Origin of the sequence: Asticcacaulis sp., assembly GCF_051954415.1 — a bacterium.
In the GTDB taxonomy this organism is placed as follows: domain Bacteria; phylum Pseudomonadota; class Alphaproteobacteria; order Caulobacterales; family Caulobacteraceae; genus Asticcacaulis.
Genome location: NZ_JBQCHT010000026.1, coordinates 61,680 through 74,125 on the forward strand (window position 1 = coordinate 61,680; position 12,446 = coordinate 74,125).

Below are 12,446 nucleotides of genomic sequence, written 5' to 3' on the forward strand. Positions count from 1 at the left end.
TCAGATCATCCCGGCCATGATCGGAGTGCTGCCGGAGCCAGCCCCGACCTGGCGAATAAAGTCGGCGTGTTTGGGCGTTTTCTCGACCGCGGCCTGGACCGCGTCACGAAGGCGTCGGGCTTCCATCCGCAACCGGTCATCGCCGATCTTACGCACACGCGGGTCGTAACCGCGCGGCACCAGGTTTTGCCCCAGCAGGACCGCCAGCCAACTGGGCGGCAGGAAGGTGCCGAATTCATAGGCGATGATATGGCCGCGCGTCATCCAGGCGCTCAGCTTCTCTTCGAGACTGTCGGGCAGTTTCAGGTTCTGGAAATGCAGCCACAAATCGCCCTGCTCGCGCTGATTGGCGACATAATGCAACAGAAGGAAATCGCGCACCCGCTCAAACGAAAGCCCCATGCGCGCATTGTATTCATCAGCATCCAGCGTGGAGAAGGACTGGTCAGGGAACAGTTGCAGGAGTTCGGTAATGCCTTCCTGGATCAGGTGAATGGAGGTCGATTCCAGAGGCTCAAGGAAACCTGCCGAAAGTCCGATGGCGACGACATTCCGGTTCCAGAATTTGCGCCGGCGGCCCGTGGTGAAAAAGAGCTGTCGGGGGGCAGCCAGGGCCGGCCCTTCGAGATTTTCGAGAAGGCGCGTGGTCGCCTCGTCATCCGAAATAAAGCTGCTGCAATAAACATGACCGTTGCCGACCCGGTGCTGAAGGGGAATGCGCCACTGCCAGCCAGCCTCGCGTGCGGTGGCGCGCGTAAGCGGCGCGAAGGCACCACGGGATTCGCAAGGGACAGCAATCGCCCGGTTACATGGCAGCCAGTGGCTCCAGTCGTCATAGCCCGTTTTCAGCGCCTGTTCGATCAGGACGCCGCGAAACCCGGAGCAATCTACAAACAGGTCCGCCGCCGCTGTCTTGCCGTTATCCAGGGTAAGCGAACGCACAAAACCATTTTCGGGATGGCAGTCGGTCAAGGCCACCTTCCCTTCCGTCCGCACCACACCCTTAGCTTCCGCATATTTTCGCAGGAACCGGGCATAGCGTGAGGAGTCGAACTGGTAGGCATAGCCAAATCCGCCGTCGATCGCCGTATGGTCAGCACTGGGCCGCTGGAAACGCGCGTGCTCGGCGGCTATAATCGAATAGGCGTATTCATCGAGACGCGAAGTGTCTCCCAACTGCCTCAAACGCAGCCATGCCTGGTAAAAGGGCAGACCATCGATCGGTCGTCCGTAGTCACCGAAGGGATGGATATAGCGGTCGCCCGGCCGCCCCCAATTACAGAACTCGATTCCCAGTTTGAAGGTCGCCTCTGTCTCCTTCATGAAGGTCGCTTCGTCGATGTTCAGCGCTTCATTGAAGTTCCGGATCAGCGGCAGTGTGGCCTCACCAACGCCAACCGTGCCGATTTCATCGGATTCGACCAGTTCGATGTGGACCGGCAATCCCTTCAGCTTGTGGGAGAGCGCGGCCGCCGTCATCCACCCTGCCGTGCCCCCACCTAAAATGCAGATTTTTTCAATATTTTTCGAGCGCTGCGGCATCCCAAAACCCTGATATAATTGTCAGCCGCTATTTTTGGCCGTTTGAATGAATATATTAGCCGTCAGTCGTCCCGCCCGAGGATCGCTGCTGTAATTGAATTCCGGCGGGAAATAGCCCGAATGAAGCAAACAGCCCTGGTAAATGACAAGACGATTAAAACGGCCTTCGACCTGGAATAGCTTTTCGTAGTGCGCATCCGGACCGGGCCGGCATTCTGCGATTTCCGCCTGCACCCGTCTGCCCAGCCTGGACGCAGCGCCGCCGCTGACCTGTTCGAGATCGCTTGCCACATGACGGTAGAATGCCGTGCCGGTGTCAGGGACACGATGCAAATGAAGCATAATAGCCAGATAGTTGGGATCATCCCAGTCGTAATGCGGAATGCGTTGTCTATGACTCATTTCCGCCGGCGGCGTCGTGACCAGGGAAAAGCTCGCTTCAAAGACCCTGAAATTGTCCACCCCATACTGGCTCTGAATGAGAGGCCCCGCCCCTTTCAATATGTCCATAACGCATAATGAAGCCTTGTCCGCCGGGCCGATCTGGTGACGCCTGCCTGGGTAACCTGTCCTGGTTTCAGGCGGAAAGGCGGGCACTGCAGCCGCCGCATCCACGGCGTCCTGGGCATTGCGCAGAAAGTCATCAATAACGATGACTTTGGACTTCGAACGCCCGACTTCATATACCCCGACCTGCATGGCCCTACTCTAACACCCAGTCCGCACGGAAAGTAAATTATGGCTTGGGCGATGGCGCGGACGCGGCCCCTGTAGCGGGAAAAATTTCCGGCGTGTGGTCCAGTCCTGGAAATGAAGCATTATCGCCTGATCCCAGTTCGATCACGAGGAGCGTCTGACGTACCTTGCGTGGCTCCCAGCGCTCCAGCACACTGTTGGGGACCGCTTCACCACCGAAGGTGCCCGTATTATTACGGGAATTGCCGGCCGGTGCGCCGGAAACCGGCGCCGACGTATTCGCGCCACCGCTAGAACCCATAAAATTGCCGGCGCGCATCTGCAGATCGTCAGCGACACCAAGCTGAACCATGCGATTGGTGGTCGTCAGCACAGCAAACCATTCCTTGTGCTGCTCTGCGGCCAGATCGCCGGCACGCCTCATGGCGTATTCGGCGATTTCGCGGTTGGACTGCCCTGGCTCACCAGTATAGCCGACCGTCCAGAAACCACCCTCCTCAAGCACATTGAAATAACCGGCGTCACCCGGTTTGGCGGCAGCCTTGTATTCCTTCGCCTCGGCGCCGGAGACCGCGACCACGGCGATAAAGGCCGCGGCGACAAGTGAAAACCTCTTCATTGGAAAACCTCACGGATCAGGCAAAAAGGCGGGGTAGACTCTACCCCGCCCTCTCTCGGATTGACTTAGTACAGGTAACGCAGGCCAACCACGATCCGGCGATCGTTCTTGATGGCGAAGCGCGGAAGCGTATGCCCAGCCGCATCAACCTGCATGACCGCCTTCGTCGTCGTATCGAGCATGTTCTCGACCGATGTATGAAGTTGCAGGTGCTCGTTGACATTCCACTTCAGCGATCCATCGAGGAAACCGCCCGCCTGGTTGTAGGTCGGGTTGCCCGTCATATAGTCGCCTTTCACGATCAGGTAGCGGCTGCGCCATGAATAGGCCAGACGCGCTTCGAACTTGTCATCCTGATAGATGCCAACAAGGTTCGCCAGGTACTTGGACTGACCGAACAGATCGGTGATGTTGTAACGGCAGGGTTCGCCGTTATTTGTACACGATGTATCCGGCGCCGTGCTCGCGTCGATGTAGGTGAAGTTCGCCTGCGCACCAAGGTGGGAGAAGATACCCGGCAGGAAGTCGTAGAACTGCTGATAGGCGAGCTCGACGCCGTCCACATCCACTGACTTGGCATTAACCTGGCCACTATAGACGATCGGCACCTGCTTTCCATCGAGCGTGACGTTGCCGATGTTTTCCGAGCCGCCCTGGATGACGTCGTGCAGCTTCTTCGAGAACACCGCCGTTGTGATATTCCCACTGGGGAAGTACCACTCATAGGAGAGGTCGAAGTTATCCGAAGTCGTCGGCTTCAGGCGCGGATTTCCGCCGCCGGCGCTGATCGCGGTCAGGCTTATATTCTGGACCCCGTCATTACAGCCGTCAGGCAGGCTGAGAGAGGCGCAGTGCCCGGCAGGGAACGGCGTCCTGAGCGTGCTGGCACCGTAGGTCGTGTAGGCCCGCAGGTCCGCGATGTTGGCGCGCGTCAGATTCTGGCTGGCGCCAAAACGGATCAGCATGTCCTCGTTCAGGTTCCACTTCATGTTAAACGATGGCAGGACATGGTCGTCGCTGGTCGAATAATTGATGGCTTGTGCGGCCAACTGAAGGTAGGCGGTGGTCTCCGGCAGGAAATCCTGCGGATTGTCGCGTGAACAGGCACCCGGCGTCGTCACAGTACCGTTGGTGTCCGTGCCCGGCGTACAGGTTGTCTCATCAGGGAATGGAACACGGACCAGGTTACCCGCCGATTCCAGATCGGTTTTCGCATAGCGAACGCCGATATTGCCCTCGATCGACTGGCCGTTGCCGAACTCATGATTAAAGTCCAGTTGAACATAGAAGTTGGTCGTCTTTTCGGTGATCTCGGAACGGTTGGCATCCGGGAACATCGGAACGCGCGGCGCCCAAGGCGCACCGCGAACCAGGCCGGTATTCGGATCCGAGTTGTTGGCGAAGAAGTCCACCATCTTGTCGTAATTCAGGAGATAATCCCGGTTGATATAGACAAACTTGGTATTATCGCCCTGGACGAGACCGCCACGGAAGAAGTCCTTGTAGTCATCGACTTCAGTCATGCCGGCCGGCAGGGCACTGAACGGCGTGGCACCGCCGCCGGCCCAGGGCGGTGCGACGCCCGCCCAGTTCTGGTTGGCGGTATCGTTGGTCTGGTTACGTTCAGAATAGCGGGCGCCGAATTTGATATCCTTGAACCACGAATGGTCCGCGAAGTCGTAAACCAGGTCGCCGCGAAGCGCATAGAGATCGCCGCTGCCCTTTTGCTGGTTATCGGCATTATAGAGCCACCAGTAGACCCCGGGATCAGCCGTACTGGTCGACGCAGTGGTCGGTGTCAGACCAGGCTTGACCGCAGTGATCTGGTTGCCGCGCGGGTCCATGGTGAATTTGACAGACCCATGATCAAGGTCGGACACCATGTCAACCATGAAGTGCGTCTGACCGCCGGCCCACATTTCGTTTTGGGAAGCCGTTGCCTTGGTATATTGCGCATCGAGGTTGAGGTGCAACTGGCTGCTGAAATTGTGCTTCAGGTTGATGCTGAAATCCTCGGTCCTGGAGTGATCAACAACCCCACGCCCCAGTGTATTGATGGCATAGCCATAGGCGCCGCCGTCTTCTGAGGCCCCGTTAATCCGTCCCGACGTCATCAACTGGCCGATGGCGATCGGCTGGCTGCAGCCGCCCAGGGCGAGATCATAACCGGTATTGCAGAGCGCGACTGTGCCACTGTACGGTATAGTCTTGATGTCCGAGAGAACCGTATTGTTCGGCGTGTTCGAATCCGGCAGGTGCTCAACCGTATGTTCGACGGTGTCCGTACCATTCTCAACATTGATGTACTTGATCAGAACGCTCGTCGTATCGTTGCGCCATTGCCCGGCCAGATAGTAGCTGGTGCGCTCGCGGTCCTGCTCGTTGTGGCGCAACTGGAAGACCGTCTGTGTGCCGATGACATCGCCGACGGGCACGCCGTCGAACTTGTCCGGCCCGGTGGCTTCAACCGCACCGACATTGACCTTAGGGACCGGCGCGCCGATCTGCCAGTCATTGATGTTTGATTTGAGTTCCGAATGTGAATAGGAGCCCAGCAGGCCAAATTCGCCGGCGCTGGTTTGCCAGCGGTTGCTCGCAATGACGCTGTAGGTGGGCGACCAGGCGTCACGCAGGTCGGCATAGGTGCCGTCCACACTGACGGAGAACACCTTTCCCTTGCGGTCGAACGGCGCCAGCGTGCGCAGATTGATCGTACCGCCGGCGCCGCCTTCGATCAGCTCGGCCGAAGCGTTCTTGTACACATCGACACCACCGACGAGTTCGGGCGGAATGGACGACCAGTCGAGCGCGCGGCCGCCGTTGGCGGTGAACTGGTCACGGCCGTTGAATTCAGAGCGAACGAACGACAGGCCGCGAATCAGGTTGCCCGAGCCTTCGGCGGAAGGGAAGTCGCCACTGGCGCCGCCGGCACCGCCGGTGTTGTATTGCGGCAGGATCGAATACCGCGTCACGGATACGCCCGGAATACGGCCCAGGGCCTCCGCCACACTGGCATCCGGCAGTGCGGAGACGTCGGATGCCGTGATCGAATCGACAAACGTATCGGACTTCCGCTTGATTTGGGCCGCCGTTTCCAGCGACCTGCGGATACCGGTAACGATGACGACCTGGCCGTCGTCCTGAGCCGTTGCCTCCGGATTATCCGAACCAGCTGGCGCCGCCTCTTGTGCGAAGGCCGTGGTGGCGAGCAGTGCCGCGGCAAGCGCCGTCGAGCCGAGCAGCAGCCTGCCGACGCGAGAACGGGCACGCATGGCGCCGTGATTTTGGACAAAGTTATCCCGTGTGGATGTCATTATGTTTAGCTCCCTGTCTCGTGTGGCTTATGGCCCCGAGTACTTTTTGTGATTTCCCGCCGAAGCGAGTGTGTCAGTTAGACGTTTTTATGGTATCGCTAACATTTTGAGAGCCGTGCCTTGCCGGTCCCCGCCAGTTAGACGTAACAAGGTTATGATAGCGGTCACATGATTTCAAGCTAAAAAGTCAGACATATTTTTGAAAATTTGCGCGACGTTGCCAGATTGCGACACATTTGTGTTCATATAAAGAATTTATTTTCATAAAATGCTACCGCATGAAGGCGCGTCAAATTACGGAGTGCGCCCAGTTATTTTATTGTTTTTATTGCAAATAAGTATAAGGAAGTCACTTTATTGAAGCAGACAACCGCCTTCCAATTCTAAACTTTGCAGCTATAAGTCGAAAATAAAAATAATTTTTTCTAATAGAAATAAATATTAGGGAATAAATTGTCTGATTATTTCAACCATCAAGACGTCACAAATTGTCAAGGTTCACCAGAGGAAACCTTGGGGAAAACGCCCTCTGCAACTGGCGATGCAAAGGTATGTGGCGCGTCAGCGGGTTGACGCTTTACGGTGTGATCATGATCACGGCGCCGCCTCCGCCCGACATTTTTACGCTGAGCGCCTCACCTTTTGACACGGTTCTGGCTGTGCGATCGACCTGGTTGGCGCTCGCTCCATCTGCCCATATCACCGCGTTCTGCGTCTTATCCGCCAGGAAGGTCAGCGGTATGTCTATGACGCGCGCCATCTCGTTGTTCATGGCGCCGACATACCAGGCACTACCCTTGCGCCTGGCAATAACGACGTAGCTGTCCGGCGTGCCTTCAATGAAACGGGTCTCGTCCCAGGATGTCGGCACCGCCTTGATGAAATCAAATCCAGTCGCGTTTTGATAGGCAGACGGATCATCCGACACCATCTGAAGCGGACTGTCGTAGACGACGTATTGGGCCAAAGCCTGGCCGCGGGTGAATCGTGTGGACGGCATGACCTCCGTCTGTACGTAGGTGTCCGGATACGAGTTGCGGAAACCGCCCGGCGTGTAATCCATCGGCCCCAGCAGCATCCGGGTATAGGCCAGTTTGACATTGTGCGACGGCGTTACCTGCCCCCAGGCGAATTTGTTGTACTCGGCCCCCAGAACACCTTCCTGGGTGATGAAGTTCGGATAGGTTCTCGACAAGCCCATCGGGGGAAACGCGCCGTGCATGTCGAGCAGCATATGCCGCTTGGCCGTGGCGGCGGCGAGCCGCTCGTAGAAGGCGACCATGTCCTGGTCATCGCGCTCCAGGAAATCGACCTTGATCCCTTTGATACCCCATGCCTGATAGGTATCGAGCACCTCGTCCATGCGCGGCTCGACGTGCTTCCAGTGCGCCCAGAGGAGCAGACCGACGCCTTTCGACGCGGCATATTGCGCCAGCGCCGGTATATCGATGCCCGCTTCAGCCTTTGTGATGTCGGTCCGCGGGTCAGCGTCACAGCACGGCCCGGTATTCAGCGCCCAGCCGGCATCGATCAGGAAATAGGGAAAGCCGGATTCGGCCGCGAAATCGATGAATCGACGATAACGCTCCATGGTCGGCTTTTCGCCAACGGTGGGGCCGGACCACCAGTCCCACGCCACCTTGCCGGGCTTGACCCAACTGAAATCGCCAGAGGCTTGCGCCGACAGATTGCCGATCAGGTTCGATTCGATCAGATCGCCTGCCCGATCGCCCATCAGAATAGCCCGCCAACCGCTTTGCAGGCCAGCCGGCGAAGCCACAGCCACATCCTTGCGATCCGGGCGGGGAAACAACTCGACCTTGAGACCCTCCGTTGCCGGCTTCAGTGCCGAACCGGCATAGCCCGACAGGCCCGCCTGGACGATGGCATAGTGTGTGCCGCCACCGGGGGAAGCGCAAACCATGGGGTAGTCGTAGAGTTTGGCGGGATCGAGTTGCGAGACGCGGACGGAATTCCAATAATTTTCGTGGGAGGAGCTGTATTCCGAAACGAGGCAATTCGGATCACCGGCCAGGCGGAACTGCGTGTCCTCATTTGCCAGATTGACCGCACTGCCTTTGGACAGATCATAACGCCAGGCAACGCCCTCATTATAGACCCGGACTTCGAAGGTGATTTCGCGCTTCAGGCCGGACGCTTGACGGAACACCAGGCTTTCGCTGTTATAGACGTCCGGTGCCCGGTCGGCCTTGGTTGCGGTCAGGGGGTGGATCGTATTTACGCTGTGGTGCGTGTGTCCGGTCAGAATAAGGGGCGCAAACCGCTCTGATCCGGTCAGTTGCAAACCGAGCTTCCCGGAAGCGATATCCTCATGGTTGCGCGCGGCGACATAGCTCGAACCGTCCGGGGCGATACGAAATTCGACCTTGCCGTCGGGTGACGACACAACAATCTGGGCGGCAGCGGCCGCCGTTAAGAGATATGCCAGCATCATTTTTTCCCGGTCAGATGGTTACAATCGCTTTAAGAAGATCACCGCGCGCCGCCATGAGTTGCGGAACCTTCTGCGGCATCTCCGCCGCGGCCAGCGAATGGGTGTGAAGCTTTTCGGTGGGGATGGCACCACCCCTGATCATGTCGATGACCATTTGAAAATCATGCTTCATGGCGTTGCGGCTGCCGATGAGCTGCATTTCGCGCTTGTGAAATTCAGGATCCGAAAAGGTGATGTTCTGGCTGACGACGCTGACCAGGACATAGCGGCCGCCGTGCGCTACATAGGAAAAGCCTTTCTCTATGGCTGCGACGCTTCCCGAAGCATCGAAAACAGCGTCGAACATGTTGCCCTCTGTCCGCTCGCTCAACCAGGCATCGATGCTGTCGTCCACCAGCGCCGTCTTGATGTCGGGGCACACGCCCTGGGCGCGTTTCAACCTTCCGTCATTGGTATCGATGACATGGACACGGGCACCGGCCATTCTGGCAAACAGCGCCACGCCCATGCCAATGGCGCCGGCGCCAACCACAAGCACCCGATCCACCGAAGTGACGCTGCCACGACGGACGGCGTGCAGGCCGATCGCCAGAAACTCGACCATTGCCGCCTGTTCCAGGCTCAACCCGTCTACGTCGATGACCGCCTCTGCCGGAACCGCAACGAATTCCGCCAGGCCGCCATCGATATGGACGCCCATGACGCGGATATTCATACAGCAATTCGGCTTGCCCATCTGGCAGGCATGGCACGTCTTGCAGCGGAAATAGGGATTGATTGTCACGGTCGCACCGGTTCGCAGACCCGAAGCCGGGTCGGCTTCCCACACCTCGCCCGCCAGTTCATGCCCCATGACACGGGGATAGGAGAGATAGGGCTGGTTTCCGGAATAGATATGGAAATCTGTTCCGCACATGCCGACGCGCCTGACACGTACCAGCACCTCGCCGGCGCTGCGGTCGGGCATGGGGCGTTCAGCCAGGCTCAGATCAAACGGCTTGTTGCAGGATATGGCGAGCATCTTGAATCTATTTCCTTATATGGAATTTACTTTTATATAGGATAATATCAGATTGCAATATCATGTATTGGAATTCGCTTGCTTATGCGAAAGCCGGAACGAAAAACGCAATAAAATACAAGAAAAACAACAGGCTAAGGAATGACCTCTCTTAATCTATCGGCCAAGCCCCCTACCCGGCGCACCTTTTTGACTGGTACCGCTGCGCTGGCCGGCGTGGCGGCAGTAAGTACGCAGGCAAAGGAAATACCGTCACGCCGCGCGGATTATATGGATGTCCGGGAAAACGGCACCTTGCAGATATTTGCCCTGACCGATCGGGCGTTTCGTGTACGTTTTTCGCCGGGAACGGCCCCGCTGACGACGGCGCCGGATCGCATTCTTCTGCCTCAAGAGCAGCAACCGCGCGCTCAAACGCAGACGGCAGATGGCAAGGTTCGTCTCCGCCTGCCAGGCATTATCTGTGATATCGACCTAACGGATGGCCACCTGACCTTCCTCGATGGAAAGAGTAATGTCCTCGTCAGCGAATTGCCCGATGGCCGGCGTCTCGAAGCCTCGAAACTGGGTGACGAAGATGTCTTTATCGCCGAGCAGGCGTTCGATTCGCCGCCAGATGAACGCATCTTCGGCACCGGCTGTTTTCAGGATGGCGCGCTCGATATCCGCCAGCTCCCGCGCCGCCTGACCCAGGTCAATACCCAGATCAGCCTGCCATTCCTCTTGTCGAGCCGCGGCTACGGCCTGATGTGGCTTAACGAAGGGCGAAGCGATGTCAATCCACCCGCCCGGCGCGTTCAACTTGCTCGCGTCGATACCGAAAAGCAGGGGCAGGTCGTCGATGTAACGACAGGCGCCGGCAATGCGCAACTGACGCGGACCGAAGCGGAATTCCGCGGCGAAATCCATGTCGATGCGCCCGGTCGTTATGCCTTTCAGCTCGATATCGGCCGCAAGATGGCCTCACGGCACTTTGTCGAAATCGACGGCAAGGTTTACAGCGATCTGTCAAACCTGTGGCTGCCGCCGACCACCAGTTTCCTGGCCGAACTGGAGCCCGGCCCACACACCCTGACCGTCCGGGCGAATGCGGACGACAGTCCCTCCATTTCTTACGACAAAGCGGAAGACCGCACGGTCTGGCGGTCCGATGTCGCCGAGGCGATCGATTATGTCGTCATCGCCGGTCCTGATGCTTCGGACATCATGGCAGACTACCGGCAACTCACCGGCGCGGCACCGATCCTGCCGAAATGGGCCTACGGCTATATCCACTGCCGCGAGCGCTTCAAATCCGCGCAGGAAATCCTCGACACCGCTCATGAGTTTCGCCAGCGGCAACTGCCGGTCGACGTCATGGTGCAGGATTGGCAATACTGGGGCAAACATGGCTGGAACGCCATGCGCTTCGATGAAACCCAGTACCCCGATCCGGCGGGCCTCGTCACGGCGCTGCATGGTCTCGACATGCGCTTCATGCTGTCGGTCTGGTCAAAGGTCGATCGCAAGGCCGAACTCGGCAAGGCCATGGCGTCGAAGGGCTTCTATATCCCCGACTCCGACTGGATCGATTTCTTCAATCCGGCCGCCGCCGCCTTCTATTGGCAGAACCAGAGCACGCGGCTGGCGGCGCTCGGCATCGATGCCTGGTGGCAGGATGCGACGGAGCCGGAAAACGACGATCTGGTCGGGCGCCAGACCCATGCCGGCAAGGGAGAGCATGTCCGCCTGAGCTATCCTCTGCAGGTGTCGAGGACCGTATATGAAGGCCAGCGCCGCGACTTCCCCGACCGTCGGGTATTTATCCTGACGCGCTCGGCGTTTCCCGGACAACAACGCTACGGCGCCGCCACCTGGTCGGGCGATATCGGCAATGACTGGGAAACGCTGAAACGGCAAATACCGGCGGGCCTCAACATGGCGGCGGCTGGCTATCCTTACTGGACGGTCGATGCCGGCGGCTTCTTCCGCCCCGGCCCGTCGCAATATAGCGACAGCGCCTACCACGAACGTTTTATCCGCTGGTTCCAGTACGCCACCTTCCTGCCGTTGCAACGTGTTCACGGCTATATGACGGATACCGAATTCTGGCGGTACGGTGAAGCGGTTGAAAACGTGGCGCGCGACTATCTCAACCTCCGCTACCGTCTCTTCCCTTACATCTACAGTCTGGGCGCCATGGCCAATCGCAGGGGGATGCCTTTACTGCGCCCGCTGGTCTTCGATTTCAGGAGCGACGAAAAAGCCCTGGACCAGGTGCACAGCTTTATGTTCGGCCCGGCCTTTCTTGTGGCACCGGTCACCGCTCCGGACGCGACCACCTGGCCGGTTTACCTGCCGCAATCGCCGGGTGGCTGGTTCGATCTGTGGACCGGCGCCCACCGCGCAGGGGGCGAGACGCATCTCGTCTCCTCTCCCCTGTCGCAGATACCGCTTCACGCTCGCGCAGGCACGATCCTGCCGCTGGGCCCGGAGGTTCAGTCCACCGCCGACATCACTGGCCAGGTTATGGACATTGTGATTTTCCCCGGACAGGATGGACACTTAGAGCTCTATGAGGATGACGGCCTCACCTACAGTTACGAAGCGGGCGCTTACAGTCTTATTCCCCTGTCCTGGAGTGAGAACAGCAAAGAGCTGATCATAGGCGCACGCACAGGCCGGTTTGACGGCATGGCCAAAGAGAAACAGCTCCGCATCCGTCTCGCCGCTGAGGGGCATTCTCCGTTAAGCCAGGCTCCCGACCTCGCGGTGACCTATACCGGCCGGCCGCTTCGCATTCGCCTCGGCGAATAATCT

General features: G+C 58.4%; 7 protein-coding genes. 1 reads left to right on the forward strand and 6 read right to left on the reverse strand.

Features of this window, described 5'->3' with window-relative positions; translation table 11 throughout:
- From ACTHND_RS09455 to ACTHND_RS09480, 6 genes are all read right to left on the reverse strand, one after another.
- Window positions 1-1,542, reverse strand: coding sequence for a tryptophan halogenase family protein (locus tag ACTHND_RS09455; RefSeq protein ID WP_440177699.1), 1,542 nt, complete (start codon window positions 1,540-1,542; stop codon window positions 1-3).
- 21 nt (window positions 1,543-1,563) lie between these two features.
- The gene (locus ACTHND_RS09460; RefSeq protein ID WP_440177700.1) at window positions 1,564-2,241 is read right to left on the reverse strand and encodes a DUF6445 family protein; all 678 of its coding nucleotides are present in this window, start codon (window positions 2,239-2,241) and stop codon (window positions 1,564-1,566) included.
- 37 nt (window positions 2,242-2,278) lie between these two features.
- Complete coding sequence (locus ACTHND_RS09465; protein WP_440177701.1) at window positions 2,279-2,857, reverse strand: CC0125/CC1285 family lipoprotein; 579 nt, start codon at window positions 2,855-2,857, stop codon at window positions 2,279-2,281.
- 65 nt (window positions 2,858-2,922) lie between these two features.
- Window positions 2,923-6,129: a TonB-dependent receptor gene (locus ACTHND_RS09470; RefSeq protein ID WP_440177702.1), complete on the reverse strand. Its 3,207-nt coding sequence runs from the start codon at window positions 6,127-6,129 to the stop codon at window positions 2,923-2,925.
- A gap of 619 nt (window positions 6,130-6,748) precedes the next feature.
- Entirely contained in the window at window positions 6,749-8,623 is a 1,875-nt protein-coding gene (locus ACTHND_RS09475; protein ID WP_440177703.1) for a glycoside hydrolase family 97 catalytic domain-containing protein, read from the reverse strand.
- Between the two features lie 13 nt (window positions 8,624-8,636).
- The gene (locus ACTHND_RS09480; RefSeq protein ID WP_440177704.1) at window positions 8,637-9,647 is read right to left on the reverse strand and encodes a zinc-binding alcohol dehydrogenase family protein; all 1,011 of its coding nucleotides are present in this window, start codon (window positions 9,645-9,647) and stop codon (window positions 8,637-8,639) included.
- A 189-nt stretch (window positions 9,648-9,836) separates the two neighbouring features.
- Here ACTHND_RS09480 and ACTHND_RS09485 point away from each other — a divergent pair, with 189 nt between their 5' ends.
- A complete protein-coding gene (locus ACTHND_RS09485) occupies window positions 9,837-12,443 on the forward strand; it encodes a TIM-barrel domain-containing protein (protein ID WP_440177705.1) in 2,607 nt (868 codons plus the stop codon).
- The last annotated feature ends 3 nt before the right edge of the window (window positions 12,444-12,446 follow it).

Excerpts from the sequence above, each read along its gene's own strand:
- ACTHND_RS09455 (WP_440177699.1), bottom strand. The coding sequence starts at position 1,542 with ATGCCGCAGCGCTCGAAAAATATTGAAAAAATCTGCATTTTAGGTGGG.
- ACTHND_RS09465 (WP_440177701.1), bottom strand. The coding sequence starts at position 2,857 with ATGAAGAGGTTTTCACTTGTCGCCGCGGCCTTTATCGCCGTGGTCGCG.
- ACTHND_RS09460 (WP_440177700.1), bottom strand. The coding sequence starts at position 2,241 with ATGCAGGTCGGGGTATATGAAGTCGGGCGTTCGAAGTCCAAAGTCATC.
- ACTHND_RS09470 (WP_440177702.1), bottom strand. The coding sequence starts at position 6,129 with ATGCGTGCCCGTTCTCGCGTCGGCAGGCTGCTGCTCGGCTCGACGGCG.
- ACTHND_RS09480 (WP_440177704.1), bottom strand. The coding sequence starts at position 9,647 with ATGCTCGCCATATCCTGCAACAAGCCGTTTGATCTGAGCCTGGCTGAA.
- ACTHND_RS09475 (WP_440177703.1), bottom strand. The coding sequence starts at position 8,623 with ATGCTGGCATATCTCTTAACGGCGGCCGCTGCCGCCCAGATTGTTGTG.